Below are 16,546 nucleotides of genomic sequence, written 5' to 3' on the forward strand. Positions count from 1 at the left end.
AGCTAATGGCCGGTCAAGTTTTGTACGGTTTTTCTGATGGATCTTTAACCAACGTCGATGCCCGCGTCTGGTAGAGTCGAGGTCAAGCGGTCCAACAGTCGGTCGGGGTGTCAGCGGGCCCGAGCCTTCGGATCCTCCGCGGCTCACGACTTTAAGGTTCCGACAAACCCAGAAGGAGTCATCGCAATGAACGTATCTTCGATCCTGAATCAGCTGGTCAAGCAGGCCACCGGCCAGACCCCCGGTCAGACGTCCGGTGGGGGTCAGGGCATGGATGTGGGCAAGGTGATGGACAGCCTGTCATCCCAGTTCAAGGGTGGCCAGGGTTCCGGTGGCGGCATAGACGTCAAGAGCCTGCTGGGCGGTGGCGCCCTGGGGCTGATGGTGGGCTCCAAGCGGGGCCGCAAGATGGATGGGCAGGCGTTGAAGTACGGCGCGCTCGCCGGGGTCGGTGTGCTGGCGTGGAAGGCCTACCAGAACTATCAGAGCGGGGCCGCCAAGGCCAACCCGCCCACCGATGCAAACCAGGGCCAACCCCTGGAGCAGCTCAGCGGCCAGGCCCAGGAGCAGCGCGGCCTGGAGATCCTGCAGGCGATGATCATGGCGGCGCGGGCCGACGGTCATATCGATGCCAACGAACGGGCCGCGCTGACCCGCGAGATCGAGAACCTCGGGGCGGACGACGAGTTGCACGCCTGGATCCAGAAACAGTTTGACGCGCCCCTGGACGCCCAGGCGCTGGCGCAACAGGCCGACTCGCCGCAGGCGGCCCGGGAGATGTACCTGGTCAGCGCGGTGATCATCGACGACCAGAACCCGATGGAGCGAGCCTGGCTGGAGCAACTGGCCAACGCCCTGAAACTGCCCCAGGCCATGGCCCGTGAGCTGGATCGCCAGGTGCTTGAGCGGGTGGAGTAGTGCCCCGAACCATGGCGGGCTGCACGCTGATTTCTGCTATTGTTCGGGCTGGTTCACGAGGGTAAGTGTATGAAGGAAGTACCTCAGAAGCAGTCCGGCACCAGCGGCTATTCCTGGAAACTGTCCGCCGTGGCGGCCGTGGCATCGGTGATCGGGGCGCTGGTGACCCTGGGCGAAGTGTCGCCCATCATCACCGGCCTGATCCTGCTGACCGCGGTTGGCTGGGGATTCACCGCCAGGGACAACCGGCGGGCCCAGCAGGAGCGGGACCAGGCGCAGGGCGGCTGATCCCCGTCAGAACGAGCGCCGCTGGTAGCGCCGGTAACGGGGCCGCCAGAAATGGCGCTCGATGGACTTCCGGATGGTGTCGTCGTCGGAGCGCAGGGCAACCCGGTCTCCCTGGGCCTGCTTGGCCACATCAAAGGCGATGGCGCGGCTGATGTCCTGGATCCGGGCCAGGTCCGGCAGCAGCCGGTCACCGGTCTGCTGGACAATCGGAGCCTGGTTGGCCAGGGCATTGGCGGCGGCCATCAGCATGGTGTCGGTCACCCGGGTCGCGCCGGCAGCAATCACACCAAGGCCGATGCCGGGGAAGATATAGGCGTTGTTGCACTGGGCGATGGGGTAGCTCTTGCCGTTCAGCTGCACCGGTTTGAACGGACTGCCGGCGGCCACCAGGGCTTCCCCATTGGTCCAGGTCAGGATCTCCTCCGGCGTTGCCTCCACTTTGGAGGTGGGGTTCGACAGGGGCAACACCAGCGGCCGGGCACAGCCGGCGTGCAGGGTCTTGATCACCTCCTCACTGAACAGGCCACGCTGGCCGGAGACACCGATCATTACCGTCGGTTTTGCCTGCTTCACCACATCCACCAGTTGCCGGCCCTCCAGTCTGGCGGGGTCCTGCGCGAGGGCCAGCTGGAAATCCTGCAGGTCGGTCATGTCGCTGGTGAGCAGACCGGGCCGGTCGATCATGTAGACACGCCGGCGGGCCTCGGCCTCCGGCAGACCCTCGTCCGTCATGGCCACGATGATCTGCTCAGCGATGCCGCAGCCGGCGGAGCCGGCCCCCACGAACACCACGGTCTGGTCGCTGACCTTCTCATTCTTGGTCTTGCAGGCAGCGAGCAGGGTGGCCAGGCACACCGAGGCGGTGCCCTGGATGTCGTCGTTGAAGCAGCAGGCCTCGTCCCGGTATTTCTTGAGCAGGCGCATGGCGTTGTTCTGGGCAAAATCCTCGAACTGAACCAGAACGTGGGGCCAGCGGCGCTTCACCGCCGCCAGGAATTCCGCCACGAAGGCGTCGTACTCGTCCTTGCCGATGCGCTTGTGGCGCCAGCCCATGTACATGGGGTCGTCCAGCAGGGCCTGGTTGTTGGTGCCCACATCCAGGGTGATGGGCAGGGTGTAGGCCGGGCTGATACCGCCGCAGGCGGTGTAGAGGGACAGCTTGCCGATGGGGATGCCCATGCCGCCGATGCCCTGGTCCCCCAGGCCCAGGATGCGCTCTCCGTCGGTCACCACGATGACCTTCACCTTCTCCTTGGTGGCGCTGCGCAGCAGGTAGTCCATGTGCTCCCGGTCGGGGTAGGATACGAACAGGCCGCGGTGGTTGCGGTAGATGTTGGAAAATTCCTCGCAGGCCTCACCCACGGTGGGGGTGTAGATGATGGGCAGCATCTCCTCCAGGTGGTCGTCCAGCAGCCGGTAGAACAGAGTTTCGTTATCGTCCTGGATCGCCCGCAGGGTGATGTGCCGGTCAAGATCACTCTGGCAGAGCCGGTATTGCTTGTAGGCCCGCTCTGCCTGTTCCTCGATGGTCTCCACGTTCTGGGGCAGCAGCCCGATCAGGTTGAAGTCCATGCGTTCCTGGTGGGTGAAAGCACTGCCTTTGTTCAGCAGCGGCATTTCCAGCAGGGAGGGTCCGGCGTAGGGAATGTACAGGGGGCGTTTTTCGGCGTTGTTCATGGTCACCTCGTGAAGCGAGCGGACGTCGAACGGACCAGGCTCAGTGCAAAAGGGTGAGTGGACGATGTCATCCATAAAGATAGCAGCCGGCGTCAAGCTCGTCCGCCGGACCATGGACAGGGCGGCTTCAGTCGGCCTGGTAGCTGACCAGGTCGACGTCAGCCGCTTCCTGGCGCAGGGGCACCAGGGCCTGGTAGGCGGGGGAGTCGTGCCAGCCGGTGACCGCCTGCCGGTTCGGGAAGCGGATCACCACCGTATCGGTGCGGCGAAAGTCGCCGCTGAGTACGACGGCGTCGGTACCCCGCAGCAGCAGTTCGCCGCCCCAGGGCGCCAGGGTGTCGGCCACGCGGCTGCGGTACTCCGCCCATTTGGCGGGGTCTTTAATGGTGATGTGTCCGATGGCGTAGGCTGTCATGGCGGTTACTGTTCAGCGGTTGATTTCTGGGCAAAGGGAGTCAGGAGCCCGGTACCAGGCTCAGCAGGTATTCCTTGGCCTCGTTGATGCGGGCCGCCAGATAGTTGCTGCCGCCCCGGTCCGGGTGCACCTTCTGCATCATGCGCCGGTGCGCCTGGATGATTTCTTCCCGGCTGGCGCCGGGCTGCAGGCCCAGTATGTCCAGGGCGTCGTTCTCGTTGAGAGCGCCGTTGCCGCTGGTGCCGTTGTTACCACGGCCGGATTCACCATCGGCGGCGCCGGCCTGGTCATCGGCGCGCCAGGAATCGCCAAAGCGGCGGTCCAGGTAGGTCTCCAGCAGCCGTGCGGAGTCGTCATCCTGTTCCCGGCAGTAGCGCAATAGCTCCAGGAACTCGCTCTCCCCCAGGTCCGCCAGTGCCCGGCCCTCCATGGGGCCTTTCAGCACGGTCCCGCTCATGCCGCCGGAGTCGTGATCCAGGGTCATCTCCAGGATGTCGCTGGTCACCCGGGACTGGTTGCCGGTGCTGGCTTTTGCGCCACCGGACGCGGCACCCATGAGCCCCCGCATCAGCAGCGAGGGCAGCACCCGGCGCAGCAACGGGAGCAGGAACGCCAGCCCGGCGAACAGGAAATGCAGCCGGCCGGTGAGGGCCAGCACCACCAGCGTGCCAATGCCGGCGGCCAGCGCCAGCTTGATGATGGCCGGTTTGCGCTGGGCGGGTGGCTGGTTGCGCAACCATACCCAGGCAATCACTGCCAGAACAATGACCAGTAGCGTTAACGGCACTCGGATACCCCGGGCTCATGGGCCCTTCAGTGTGTTGCTCAGGCGCTAGCGGATCTGCCGGGTGAGGCGCCTGACTTCCGGGGAACTGCGGCTGGAAAAATCCTCCAGGGCCTTGGTTCCCCCGGAAGCATAGACCGCAACCGCGGCCATAAGATCCTTGAGTACCTGCGGACTGTTGCGATCAAAGGGCGCGTAGGCGCCGCCGGAAAGCTTGCTGACCTGCTGGAAGACCGCCCGGGCGTGGGCATCCGAGCCCTCATGGAACATGAACACCGGCGTTCTGAGCAGGCCCAGCTCACCGGCGCTGTGGCAGAGCTCGTCCACTGGCTCCTCGCAGCAGTCGCCGATGAACACCACGGCCTTCACCGGTTTGGTGCGGGTTTCCTTGACCGCATGGCTCAGCACACGGCCGATCTGGGTGTGGCCACCCAGGCAGGTGACGCCGTTCATCAGGTTCAGCAACTGGCCGGTCTGGTTGACGAAGGTGGTGGCCTTGAACTCGCCAAAACCCCGGTAGTAACACAGCTGGATCGACAGCCCGCCCAGATCGCGGGTGGCCAGGAAAAGCTCGCTCTGCAGGTGGCAGGCCTGGTCCCAGGTGGCTTCCCGGCTGGCGGTGGCATCCAGGGCGAAGATCAGCCGGCCCTGGCTGCCATCCTGTTTGGGCAGGGTGCGGACCTTGTGGATAAACTGGTCGATGGCCTTGCGATCGGACCGGGTGCGGAGCTCTTTGTCGGACATGGGCCTCGTTGCAACCGCGTGGATGAGTCAATGACTGACTGAAATCTTAGGGCAAAGGCAGGTCGTTTCACAGGCCCACCCGGCCTGGAACAAAAAAGCGGGCCGAAGCCCGCGGATTTTGGCCGGTGCCGCAAAGACACCGGTCTGTCGCACCGACATCAGTCGAGGATGCCGACTTCCTTGCCGACCTTCCTGATGGGTTCGTAAAGGTCATTGGAGGCGGGGATGAACGAGGTACGGGGGAAGCTGTCCAGCAGTTCCCGGTCTTCCAGATCCAGCAGCGCCTGGGTAACGCGCTCCTTGAAGCCCTCGCCGAACTTTTCATTCACACCGGCACGGATGGTCCACTGGTAGTTGGGGTAGGGCGGCGTGGTCCAGATGATCTGCACCTGGTCGGTGTCGATGTTGCCGTCCTCTTTCTCCTTCTGCCACACTTTGAAGTTGACCGCGCCCACCTGATAGGTGCCCGCCTCCACCAGCCGCAGGGTGCGGGTGTGGTTGCCGCTGTAGCCGACCCGGGAAAAGACCTCGTCCGGCGCCTCACCAAAGGCCTCACGGATGTGGTATTCCGGCATCAGGCGGCCCGAGGTGGAACCCTTGGAGCCGAAGGTGAAGGTCTTGCCCCGCAGCTCCTCGGACAGCTCGTCCATGGGCTCCAGGTTGGCGCTTTTATGGGCGATGAAATGGGATACGAAATTGGAGGCGTCCTCGGTACCCTGGGCAATGGCTTCGGAGCCCGGCACCAGGTCGCGCGCCTGGACGCCGGACAGACCGCCGAACCAGGCCAACTGCACCTGGTTGTTGCGGAACGCCGAGATGGCTGCGGCATAGGATTTCACCGGCACATAGCGGACGTCCACGTCCAGTTCCTGGGAAAGGTACTCCGCCATGCCGCTGAAACGCTCGATCAGCTTGGTCTCATCCTCATCGGGGATGGCGGTAAAAACGAAGGTTTCCGCCACAACCGGCGCGCTGATCATCAGCGAGGCTGTGAACACGATGCTCAATTTCCGTAGCAATTGGTTAATCATAGAGTCCCTGCATTTTTTGATGGGTGGGTTTCCTGATTTTCCTGCATGGGCTGGTGCCCGTGTTGTACAGTCGGCAGGCGCCCCGTCGGGCACTGCCTTTGAGGCATACGAGTGGTGGAATCATTTGGGCAAGACCCAGTGCGCTGACGATTAACCGGCCGCTTGTGCGCCAGTCCCTTCCGCCACACGTACACTAGGCTGTCCTTCTGGCGAGGCGTTTCGACCATGCCTGCGCGAAGGGCAGCCGCATCGCCAGTCTAGAGCCTCTTTGGCAGGAAATCCTCTTTGGCCGGAAAAGGTGCCCGCGTGTCCATCAGTGTCCAGATGAACGATATCCACCTAGCTTATGCCACTGAGTCCGGTACAGTTTCAGTGCTCAACAGCGTGTCACTCAAGGTGCCGCCGGGTGAAACCCTGGCTATCACCGGCCCGTCCGGCAGCGGCAAGACCTCGCTTTTGCTGCTCTTGTCCGGCCTGCAGCGGCCGGATCAGGGCGAGATCCTGGTAGGCAGCCGGCGCCTCGGAGACATGGACGCCAACACCCTGGCGGACTGGCGCAGTGAACATCTGGGCATCGTCTTCCAGTCCTTCCATCTGCTGCCCGGGCTGACGGCGCTGGCCAATGTCAGCCTGCCCCTGGAGATCGCCGGCCAGGGCGGGGCCCCCGAGCGGGCAATCGCCATGCTGGACGCGGTTGGACTGAGCCACCGCTTGCAGCATTACCCCGGCCAGCTGTCCGGCGGTGAGCAGCAGCGGGTTGCCATCGCCCGGGCCCTGGTGCACCAGCCGAGCCTGCTGCTGGGGGACGAGCCCACCGGCAACCTTGACCAGAAAACCGGTGAAAAGGTGCTCTCCCTGCTGTTCGACCTGCACCGGGAGAGCCGATCCACCCTGGTGCTGGTGACCCATGACGAGCGGGTGGCCAAGCGCTGTCAGCACAGGGTCCGGATGGAGGGTGGGCGCCTCTATGAAGCGTGAACGCGCCACCAGCCCCCTGTGGATGCTGCGTTTTGCCCTCACGGACCTGCGCTCGCGCATCTCGGCTCTCAAGGTCTTCCTGGCCTGCCTGATCCTCGGCGTCACCCTGGTGGCCGCCACCGCCAGTCTCTACCGGGTGATCGAGCAGAGCCTGCTGGCGGACACGCGCGCGCTGCTGGGCGGCGACGTGGAGCTGGACACCAACGAGCCCCTGCCGGACCCGGTGCTGGCATGGGTTCGCGAGACCGGCAGCCTGTCGCTTGTGCGGGAGTTCGACACCCTGGTCAGCAGCGCCGACGGCGACGGCTTCTTCCGGGCCGAGATCCTGATTCCCGATGCGGCCTATCCGCTCTACGGCGAACTGGAGCTGACGCCAGACCGGCCCCGCCCGGAGCTGACCGACCGGCAGGATGGCCTCTGGGGCGCCATCCTGGACCCATTGCTGGCGGAGCGCCTGGGTCAGGGCATTGGTGACCGCATCGAGATCGGCGCCGGGAGCTTTCGCATCAGCGGGCTGATCGAGAACCAGCCAGACCGTAACCTGAATGCCAACTGGCGTGGCCTGCCTATCATCATTTCCGAGCAGGCGCTGGAGGCCACCAACCTGATCCGTCCCGGCAGCCGGGTCGACTACGAATACCGCATCAAGACCGACCGCGACCTGACCGCCTGGCTCCGTGAGTTCGAACAGGTATTTCCGGACACCAACTGGGACACCACCACATTTGCCGAGCGCAGCGAGCGGATTTCCGAGCGCCTGGACCAGATCGCCACCGCACTCATCCTGATCGCGTTCACCACTCTGTTCATTGGCGGCCTGGGGGTGGCGAACAGCATCCACGCCTACCTTGACGAGAAACTGGATACGATCGCCACCCTGCAGACACTGGGCCTGCGGCGCCGGCCCCTTGTGGCCATCTACCTGCTTCAGGTCGGCATCATGGGCACCCTGGCCGGCCTCATCGGTGGCGGCATCGGGCTGGGGCTGTCCGCCGTGGCCATCGGCCTGGCTGGTGAGGCCTTCGCACTGTCCGGCCCCGGTGGCGCAGGGGGCTGGCTTATGCTCTGGCTTGTGCCGCTGCTGTTGAGCTGGCTGTTCGCCGTGCTGACGGCCTACGTATTCGCGTTACCGGCCCTTGCCCGGGCGCTGGCGGCCTCACCGGCGGGGCTGTTCCGGGGTCAGGTGCAGGCTGCCCCCAATGAGCCACGGGCCTGGCGCATCGCCAGTTATCTGCTGCTGGCGGTCTACATCGCGGCCACCCTGTTCTGGCTGCCATCACCGCATCTTGGGTTCCTGTTTCTGCTGGCGGTGATGGTTCTGTGGGGGCTGCTGGAGGCGTTGATCCGGGGTTTGCGGCGCGGCGCCCGGGCCCTGGAGAACAGTGGTTTTGCCGAGCGCAGGTTCGCCCGCCGGCTGGCCCTGGCCAATCTCCACCGGCCGGACTCGCCATTGCGGGCAACCTTGCTGTCGCTGGGCACCGCGCTGACCCTGGTGGTGGCCTGCACCCTGATGGTGGCCACGCTGCTGCGGGCACTGGAAACCACCATACCGGCCCGGGCGCCGGCGCTGATCCTGTATGAAGTGTTCCCCGACCAGATGGAAACGTTGCGGGAAGGTGTGAATAGCCTGGACCCGACCAGCCGGGTCGAACTGCTGCCGCTGGTGCGTGCCCGCCTTGCCAGAATCAACGACGAGGCCGTGGCGGAGGTACTGGCGGACGATCCCCGTGCCAGGCGCGAGGCCATGGGGGACGAATACAAACTCAGCTACCTCTCGGGCAATCCGGAAGACCTGGAACTGGTGTCTGGGAACTGGTGGAGCGAACCGGCGCTGGCTGGGGAGCCGGCCCTCATGGCCATGGAAGACCGCGAAGCCAACGAACTGGGCCTGGGTGTCGGTGACCGGGTCACCTTCACCGCCCAGGACCAGACCATTGCCGCCGAAATCCGCGCCATCTACCGCCAGAAAGGTCTGCAGACCCGGTTCTGGTTCGAAGGGATCCTCCAGGACGGTGCCCTCGACGGGCTGATCGGACGTTACGTCGGGGCGGTCTACCAGAGCGATGCCGCCGCCCGGGAGTCCCAGCAATGGCTGGCCAGGAATCTCCCCAACGTCATCACCCTGCGCACCGCCGACTGGCTGGAGACCGCCGGCGACCTGCTCAACAAGGCGGCCGCCGGTCTGGCTGCCGTGGCCGCCGTGAGTCTGGTGGCCAGCCTGCTGGTGCTCTCCAGCGTGGTGAGCGTCAGTCGCCGCCGCCAGCTCTACGAAGCCAACCTGCTGCATTGCCTGGGCGCCCGGCACCAGGCCATCCGCCGCTCCATGCTGCTTGAAACCGGCCTGCTGACCCTGCTGGCGACGGTATTCGCCACCGGCCTGGGAGCGTTGATTGCCCTGCCGGTGGCGGACCTGGCGCTGAAACTGCCGGCCGGGGATCTGTGGTGGCTGGGGGCCCTGGTGGCTGCCGGGATCAGTTCGCTGGCCCTTCTTGGGGGCTTGCTACCCACGTTGAGAGCGATGCGGCTGGACCCGGCGGTGCTGTTGCGGGACGGGTGAGGGAAAAGAATCTCGCCGTTGGCCAAGTTCAGGCGCCGAAAAAGGGGCGAGCGTAGTTGAAAATCTTTCCTCTTGTGGTCAGCCACAGTTCTTTTTCCTGTGAGCAGCGCTTCACAATCTCCTCGAAAGCCCAGGCGCCTGCGGGTCTGCCATAACAGTGACCATGGACGATGACATCCAGAATGAGAGTCTCTCTGTTACTATCCAGAAGCCTTTCCAGAGTACTCATAAACATCTGCACAAATTGCTCCGGCGTCCTCCCAAAACGCATCGCGTGAGGAAGATCGTTGAAATCAATAGTCACCGGGATCGCCATGATTTCGCTGTCGGAGAACCGCTGCAGATAGGGCAAATCATCATCGAGAGCATCTCCGTGCCAACTGTATCCGTGCCGTGAGAGTCGCCGTTGTACATCCAGATCCGAGGTTATGCGCGGGCTGATCCATCCTTGAGGTCGTTGGCCTGTCGCATGCTCTATCGTCTTGGTCGAAATCGAAATGTTGTCTTCTTTTTCCTGCTCGTTCAGATAGGGGAAGAGCAGGTTTTGTCCATAACTGTGGCCAATGATTTCGTGCCCAAAATCTGCCAAATATTTTAAGTGGTCCGCATGATTCTCGGCGACCAGACCCGATGTAAATATACTTGTTACCACACCGTGTCTCTCCGCGATATCAAACAATCGCCTGCAACCACGATTTGCATTATATCGACCATAACTGTCGGCATTTGGATCGACGATATCCCCGGAGAGCACATTACCCATCGGGTTAACAGTGGAAAAGTTTCCGGGCGTCCACATTTCATAGGCAACATTAAATATGACCGCCAGGCGTCTGTCCTTAGGCCACCGAAAATCATTTTTTAAATGTTCGGTCTTACAGGCGATTTCTTCTGGCATCTCAGTATTCCTCCAGGCTGTGGAAACGGCCACTTACACATCGGAAGTGAATATATCCTGACAAAACTTAATTTAAAAGTATTATTGTTTATTGAATTTCGTGCATTTTAAAATGCACGAGATTAAAAATGATCTAATTGAATTATATTCAGCTTCACATGCATTACATTAAGTTTGCGCTTGCATTTTCTTTGCCCTATATTTTTATCGCCGATCTAAATCGGAGGATTAAAAACGAAATCCAGCTGCGCTAAATGTTTTCCTCTGAAAACAAATAGCCCCATGTTCAGCTTGATTTCCAGTTTTCCCTGCATCGGAGAAAAACAATGACAATCTTCAATCGTAAGTATCTGACATCTGCTGTTAGCGGCATTGCGGCGGCCGTCCTGCTGGGATCGGCGACGGTCGGTCATGCCCAGACCACGATCAAGCTCGGATGGACCACGGCGGACAGCAAAGTGGACCCCTATGCCATTGCCGCTCATTACTTCGCGGAAGAACTTGAAGCTGCAGCGCCCGGTGAGTTTGATGTTCAGTTTTTCCCCAACCACCAGTTGGGGGATGACACGGCCATGTTGCAGGCCATGCAGTTTGGAACCATGGGCGCCGGCGTCATCACGGGAACCCAGGTAGGCACCCTCGAGCCTGCGTTCCAGCTCAACGATCTGCCATTCCTGTATGCCAATAATCAGCAGGCTCACCGGGTTCTCGACGGAGAAGTGGGCCAGGAGCTGCTTTCGCTGTTGGATTCCAAGGGTATCGTGGGGCTGGGCTTCCCCGAGGCGGGTTTCCGCCACACCATTAACAACAAGGGTCCGATTCGCACGCCGGAGGACTTCAAGGGCGTGAAGTTGCGGGTTCAGCCCAGTGATCTCTTCATAGCCAGCTTCCGCGCCATTGGCGCCAATCCGGTGCCCATGGCCTGGAGTGATGTGTTTACTGCCGTTCAGCAGGGCACCGTCGATGGCCTGGAGATCCCGTTGCCGGTGATCTATGCCAACAAATACCCGGAAGTGACCAACTACCTCTCACTCACCAGTCATACCTACAACGCCCTGGCCCTGCTTATGTCCAAGCAGACCTTCGAAAAGCTATCTCTGGAGAACCAGGAAGCGGTCCATGAGGCCGCCAAACGGGCAATTGAGCGTCAGCGGGCGACCGTCGCCGCCAATAACGACGAGGTGCTGGCCCAGATCAAGGCAGCGGGCATGTCCGTGAACGAAGTGGAGGACGTCGGCGCTTTCCGCAACAAGGTCGCGAGCGTCTACGACGAGTACCGCGGCAAAATTGGTGCCGATATCGTCAACACGGCCCTGGAGCAGGTGGCCGAGTAAAGACCACCCAGCTCATAAACACCGGCTACCTTGATGCTTTTAAACCAGGAACCGAACTGATGTATCACTACCTAGATAACCTGGGACGTGGTTTAGCTTACGGGGCTCAGGTAGCCGGAGCGTTCGCCGCATTGGTAATGGTTGGGAGCCTCCTGCTTGGAATCTTCTACCGGTACGTTCTGGCGGATTCACTGGTATGGAGCGACGAGATCGCCTCGCTGGCCTTTAACTGGACCATGTTCCTGTTTGCCAGCGCGCTTGTCCGGGAGGGCGGGCACGTGCGCGTCACCGTGCTGGTGGATGCTTTACCGCCGCTGGTTTCCGAATGCCTCGAGCGAACCATCATGCTGCTCATTTTTGGGTTCGGCATCCTTATGCTATGGACGGGGTGGAACTTCGCCGAGTTCACAGCCGGACAGGTGTCGCCTGCCGTCAGGTACCCAGTCTGGCTGAAAAATGCCGCCGTGCCCGCCTGTGGCCTGCTCATCAGTGTCCATGCGTTCACTCTCTTAGTTCGTCCAAGGCCGATTCGTAACCTGGTGGAGTCAAAACATGAGTGACATTGGCGCAGTCATGGTGATCGGCCTCATCGTTATGTTGGCGTTGGGTGTACCCATTGCCTTCACGATAGGCTTGCTAGCCGCTATCGGTATCTGGATGGCGGACATTAATCCGATGATTCTGCCTCAGCAGTTTCTGGCCGGGAGCAGCGTTACAAGTCTGCTCGCCATCCCCGGATTTATTCTGGCAGGTGAGCTAATGAGTGCCGGTGGCCTGTCCCGGAGGCTGGTTCGCGTTGCCGAGACTTTCTTCGGCCACCTGACCGGCGGCCTTTCCATGTCCACCGTGGCCGCAGGCACGTTTTTTGGCGCGATTTCAGGCTCTGCACCCGCCACCACGGCCGCGGTGGGTTCCATCATGATTGATGAATTGGAAGGCCGTGGCTATCAACGGGGGTACGCCGCAGCATTATCAACGGCGGTCGGTCCGCTTGGACAGATGATCCCACCGTCCATTCCGATGGTGATCTGGGGCGTGCTGGCAGAAGAATCCATCGCAAAACTCTTTCTGGCAGGCATTCTTCCTGGTCTGATTGCGGCCGCAGGCTTCTGTTTGGTGAGTGTGCTCTATGCCCGCCGTCGTGGTATTGCCAGGGAGCGACGCTCAACCGGCAGAGAGATCCTGTATGCCATTAAAGATGGTGTATGGGCGCTTCTGGCCCCCATTGTGATTCTGGGTGGTATTTACAGTGGCATGTTCACGCCAACGGAAGCGGCCATGGTCGGGGCACTCTACAGTGCCGTGGTCGGGCTGTTTTTGTATCGCAACCTGAAATTGCGACAGATACCCGAGATTCTGATGAGTTCCATGAGAACCACTGCGGTCATCATGTTCATCGTTGCTGTCGCCTATGGCTTCGCCTGGGTCATGGCCAGTGAACAGATACCGGGCAATCTGACCGCCGCGCTGCTCCTGCTCACGGATAATCCGATCGTACTGCTGATCATCATCAACGTTATTCTGCTTTTACTGGGGGCGGTGATGGATAACATTTCCGCGATGGTCATTCTGAGTGGCGTACTGATCGGTCTGGGTCAGCAGATCGGTCTGGATCCGATCCAGCTCGGGGCCATGGTGGTGATTAACTTTGCCGTGGGCATGGTGACCCCTCCGGTCGGATACTCCATCTTTGTCGCCTCCAGTATCAGCGGTCTGCGGGTGGAGACCGTGGCTCGGCATATCTGGCCGTTTATGGTGGTCCTAATCCTCGTTGTCGCCCTGGTGGCCTACGTTCCCGCAATCACCCTCTGGCTGCCGGAAAAATTTGGCTGACTGGCTGCCTCCTACATCCTGTTCGGGTATACCGGTCGCTCTGGCTGTGGCCGAATCCGGCCCCTTCTGCAACACTCCATGGGAGCCCACGGAAATTTCAGCCAGGCGAGGAGGGTACGGAATTGAGCACTGCCCAGCGCCATAAAAACCAACAAGAAAATCGGACCGTGAACTGCGAGCACCAACAACGATGGTGAATTTAAGGGATTTTGACCTGAATCTGCTGGTCATCTTCAAGAACATCATGGATCAGCGGTCAATTTCAAAAGCCGCCAATGAACTGGGGCTGTCGCCCTCCGCTGTGAGCCATGCCCTGGGCCGACTGCGGGGGATGTTGAACGACCAGTTGTTCTATCGGACTGCCAAGGGCCTGGAGCCCACCGAAAGGGCCAAAGAGATCATCCTTCAGGTGGACGAAGGCCTCAACTCGCTATCAGGTGCGATCAGTGCCCAGCAGCAGTTCATGCCTGCGGCTTCCACCCGTGTATTCAGTATGCAGGTTGCCGACTACGTCTCAGGATTTTTTCTGCCCAGTTTCGCCCGCCGGATTCGTACCGAGGCGCCCAACATCACCATCGATATCCTGCCTTTTTCCATAACTACAGACTGTGTCTGGGACCGGGTCGATGTGCAGATCCGCTTAACGCCGGGCCGCCTGAAGCCGAAGGAGGTTCGCAGTAAACGATTGATGCTCGATGATGTCGTCGTGATCATGCGACCCGATCACCCCGCCGCGTCGGAACCCATGACCCCGGAGCTTTACGCGAGTCTGCCCCATGTGAAGCTGTCGCAGTCGTCGACGGGTACCACGGTGATCGATGATGCCCTGGCCGAACGGGGCCTTCAAAGACACTCTGCGCTGATTGTCTCCAGCTGGGACACAATTCCCGATTTGCTGATGACAACGGATTTGATCGCCATTGCGCCTAGCCACCTGCTATCGCTTGACCCTCGGCTGAAAAGCCTCAAGTCCTCACCGCTTCCTCTGGAGGAGGTAGTTTTCTCATTTGACCTGTGTTGGGATAAGAGTTCGGAGAATGAATCTGGCCATCAATGGCTATGTGAAACCGTGGCGGAGGTTTTCCACGCGCAAATCCGGGAAATCCAGAAATAGGCCCGGACCCGGTCCGATTTTCCTCAGCTCGCAACAGGACCACTTCCCGTTTCGATCCCCTCCCGCCGCCAGCGGAACTCCATCTGCCGGGCCGTCCGCACCGCCAGCTGATCGCTGTGCAGCCGGCTGACCAGGTGCAGGCTCATGTCGATACCGGCGGAGATGCCGCCGGAGGTGACCAGCGCGCCCTGATCCACCCACGGCAGGTCATGGAGCACCGTCAGGCGGTCAAACCGGGCCTGCAGGTCGGGGACGTCCTCCCAGTGGGTGGCGACGTTCCCGGACACAGACTCGCTGGCCTGGGCCAGGATGAAGATCCCGGTGCAGACCGTGGCCACCAGCCGGACCGAATCCGCCTGTCGCTTCAGCCAGGCCAGGGTTGGTTCGTTGGTCATTTCCCCGGTGTGAACGCCTCCAGACACGATCAGCACGTCCAGTGGCGGGTGATCGCCAAAGCCGTAGTCTGCCAGCACCCGGTAACCGCCCCTGGCGGTCACCGGCCCGGCCGTCTCGGCAATCAGGAACACCCGGAAGGGCCGCTCGTCACCGCACAGCCGGGAGGCTGTGGAGAACACCTCGAAAGGCCCTGAGAAATCCAGAACCTCCGCGTCGGAATAGATAAAGATGCCGATATTCAAGAACTTCTCCTTCTGACTGGCTGCGGCTGTACCGCACGCAGGCCTGTTGTCCGACCCATGGATGATCCGGGCTGATAATTAATAGCAGCAAACGTGAATCCACTCCCAAAATGCTCTATTCCGTTTCGCCGGATGCCATTAGGATTAAGCCGTTCCGGTGCCGGAACTCATGTCACGGCGACTGTGGGCGTGTGGGACGCGGAGCCGATCAGGGAACTCACAGAGGAATCAGCATGAAGCTACATGGATGGTTTGGTGTGTCGTGCGTTTTGATGCTTGCCGCTTGCTCCGGTGAGACCTCGGACCCGGTGTCTGCCCCGGCCGATGAGGGCCGCCAGCAGCCGGCCGCAGAGATCAGTCAGGAGAGTGAGACTGTCAGTGAGGAGATGGAGACGGTCGCGGCGGAATGCCCCGGCTTCGAGGCTCTGTTTGCCATGTTGCCAGAGCAGCTCGCCGGCGAGTCGATCGGTGAGCGCTATCTTTCCTGTGATGCGTTGGCCCCTACGGCACTCGCGCATTTCACCAGTGAGGACCAGGGCACTTACTGGACCTTCGCGGTCACAAGCCTCGAGCTGGATGTGGACCCGGCCCGGCCAAGGTGGGACCTTGCCGGTGTCGACGATGCCCAGAAGGCCCGCCTCAGGAAAGGCGTGAAGGCGGCTGTGGATGGCGAGGCACTGCTGTTCGACAACTGCGTGAACACTCTGCAGGTTGCGGGTGCGCCCGAGTGGCACCTGACGAATCGGGTCAATGCCGGCCCCCACGACGTCTGCATTGGAACGGATGCCCAGCCGATCGAGGACGGCGGCTGGGTTGGCCGCGCGAAGTCGACGCAATACCTGTATGCCCTGCGAATCGAGGGAGATAAGGCCGCCCGGTTCAGCAACGCCCAAGAGGCCACAGCCTACGTGGAGGGCCTGTTCCGTCAGTTCCGATGACGGTCCGGGCCAGGTTCAGTGGCGTAGCGACATGAAAGCGAGAACGCGATGCGGTGACACTTGCGGTCAGTCGTGACGTCTCTCTTCGCGGCATTCGTAGGATCCCATCTCGAACTCCCGGCAGATCCACGGGCGGTTCTCGTAGATGGTGCAGAGTAAGGTCTGCCGGTCCAGCGCGGAGCACCAGCCGTCGTCCAGGCGCCTCATGGTCTCGCCACCCCATTCATCCGTGGCAATGTGCCGCGCCGGTACCCCGGTGTCGGAAATGAGCATGACCTCCAGCCGGCAGCAGCAGGCCCGGCAGCTGGCGCAGGTGACCTCGGGGTCGGTCACGTCTGTGGTCTCGGCAATCCTTGACCAGCTCTCGGTCATAACAGACTCCGATGGGTGGAGGTCGAT

The 16,546-nt window shown here is 61.5% G+C and carries 17 protein-coding genes; 9 read left to right on the forward strand and 8 right to left on the reverse strand.

Annotation, left to right across the window (positions count from 1 at the left end):
* Positions 1-186 precede the first annotated feature (186 nt).
* Complete coding sequence (locus R3280_RS03910; protein ID WP_318997271.1) at positions 187-918, forward strand: tellurite resistance TerB family protein; 732 nt, start codon at positions 187-189, stop codon at positions 916-918.
* Positions 919-987: 69 nt separating this feature from the next.
* Positions 988-1,206, forward strand: coding sequence for a hypothetical protein (locus R3280_RS03915; RefSeq protein WP_318997272.1), 219 nt, complete (start codon positions 988-990; stop codon positions 1,204-1,206).
* 6 nt (positions 1,207-1,212) lie between these two features.
* On the opposite strand, the gene R3280_RS03920 is transcribed toward R3280_RS03915, so the two are convergent.
* The 5 genes from R3280_RS03920 to R3280_RS03940 form a co-directional block, all read right to left on the reverse strand.
* Entirely contained in the window at positions 1,213-2,883 is a 1,671-nt protein-coding gene (locus R3280_RS03920) for an NAD-dependent malic enzyme (RefSeq protein ID WP_318997273.1), read from the reverse strand.
* A gap of 127 nt (positions 2,884-3,010) precedes the next feature.
* A complete protein-coding gene (locus R3280_RS03925) occupies positions 3,011-3,298 on the reverse strand; it encodes a DUF1330 domain-containing protein (RefSeq protein WP_318997274.1) in 288 nt (95 codons plus the stop codon).
* Positions 3,299-3,338: 40 nt separating this feature from the next.
* Entirely contained in the window at positions 3,339-4,085 is a 747-nt protein-coding gene (locus R3280_RS03930; protein WP_318997275.1) for a DnaJ domain-containing protein, read from the reverse strand.
* A 45-nt stretch (positions 4,086-4,130) separates the two neighbouring features.
* On the reverse strand, positions 4,131-4,826 hold the full coding sequence (locus tag R3280_RS03935) for a VWA domain-containing protein (RefSeq protein ID WP_318997276.1): 696 nt from the start codon (positions 4,824-4,826) through the stop codon (positions 4,131-4,133).
* 158 nt (positions 4,827-4,984) lie between these two features.
* A complete protein-coding gene (locus R3280_RS03940; protein WP_318997277.1) occupies positions 4,985-5,824 on the reverse strand; it encodes a putative selenate ABC transporter substrate-binding protein in 840 nt (279 codons plus the stop codon).
* A 357-nt stretch (positions 5,825-6,181) separates the two neighbouring features.
* On the opposite strand from R3280_RS03940, the gene R3280_RS03945 reads away from it, so the two are divergent.
* Both R3280_RS03945 and R3280_RS03950 read left to right on the forward strand, forming a co-directional pair.
* Entirely contained in the window at positions 6,182-6,835 is a 654-nt protein-coding gene (locus R3280_RS03945) for an ABC transporter ATP-binding protein (RefSeq protein ID WP_318997309.1), read from the forward strand.
* Entirely contained in the window at positions 6,825-9,392 is a 2,568-nt protein-coding gene (locus R3280_RS03950; protein WP_318997278.1) for an ABC transporter permease, read from the forward strand. Before R3280_RS03945 ends, R3280_RS03950 begins: the two co-directional genes overlap by 11 nt.
* A gap of 28 nt (positions 9,393-9,420) precedes the next feature.
* Here R3280_RS03950 and R3280_RS03955 read toward each other — a convergent pair whose 3' ends face one another.
* Positions 9,421-10,290 carry a polysaccharide deacetylase family protein gene (locus R3280_RS03955; RefSeq protein WP_318997279.1) on the reverse strand — a complete coding sequence of 290 codons (870 nt, stop codon included), beginning with the start codon at positions 10,288-10,290 and terminating at the stop codon, positions 9,421-9,423.
* Between the two features lie 326 nt (positions 10,291-10,616).
* On the opposite strand from R3280_RS03955, the gene R3280_RS03960 reads away from it, so the two are divergent.
* The 4 genes from R3280_RS03960 to R3280_RS03975 all read left to right on the forward strand — a co-directional run bounded on the left by R3280_RS03960 (position 10,617) and on the right by R3280_RS03975 (position 14,571).
* The gene (locus tag R3280_RS03960) at positions 10,617-11,624 is read left to right on the forward strand and encodes a TRAP transporter substrate-binding protein (RefSeq protein ID WP_318997280.1); all 1,008 of its coding nucleotides are present in this window, start codon (positions 10,617-10,619) and stop codon (positions 11,622-11,624) included.
* Between the two features lie 59 nt (positions 11,625-11,683).
* On the forward strand, positions 11,684-12,184 hold the full coding sequence (locus R3280_RS03965) for a TRAP transporter small permease (protein ID WP_318997281.1): 501 nt from the start codon (positions 11,684-11,686) through the stop codon (positions 12,182-12,184).
* Complete coding sequence (locus R3280_RS03970) at positions 12,177-13,457, forward strand: TRAP transporter large permease (RefSeq protein WP_318997282.1); 1,281 nt, start codon at positions 12,177-12,179, stop codon at positions 13,455-13,457. Before R3280_RS03965 ends, R3280_RS03970 begins: the two co-directional genes overlap by 8 nt.
* A 190-nt stretch (positions 13,458-13,647) precedes the next feature.
* Positions 13,648-14,571 carry a LysR family transcriptional regulator gene (locus R3280_RS03975; RefSeq protein ID WP_318997283.1) on the forward strand — a complete coding sequence of 308 codons (924 nt, stop codon included), beginning with the start codon at positions 13,648-13,650 and terminating at the stop codon, positions 14,569-14,571.
* 23 nt (positions 14,572-14,594) lie between these two features.
* Here R3280_RS03975 and R3280_RS03980 read toward each other — a convergent pair whose 3' ends face one another.
* Positions 14,595-15,209 carry a DJ-1/PfpI family protein gene (locus tag R3280_RS03980; RefSeq protein WP_318997284.1) on the reverse strand — a complete coding sequence of 205 codons (615 nt, stop codon included), beginning with the start codon at positions 15,207-15,209 and terminating at the stop codon, positions 14,595-14,597.
* Between the two features lie 233 nt (positions 15,210-15,442).
* On the opposite strand from R3280_RS03980, the gene R3280_RS03985 reads away from it, so the two are divergent.
* Complete coding sequence (locus R3280_RS03985; protein WP_318997285.1) at positions 15,443-16,147, forward strand: hypothetical protein; 705 nt, start codon at positions 15,443-15,445, stop codon at positions 16,145-16,147.
* A gap of 66 nt (positions 16,148-16,213) precedes the next feature.
* Here R3280_RS03985 and R3280_RS03990 read toward each other — a convergent pair whose 3' ends face one another.
* Entirely contained in the window at positions 16,214-16,519 is a 306-nt protein-coding gene (locus R3280_RS03990) for a YkgJ family cysteine cluster protein (protein ID WP_318997286.1), read from the reverse strand.
* Positions 16,520-16,546 lie beyond the last annotated feature (27 nt).

It is taken from the genome of Marinobacter sp., from assembly GCF_033722195.1.
Lineage (GTDB): Bacteria > Pseudomonadota > Gammaproteobacteria > Pseudomonadales > Oleiphilaceae > Marinobacter.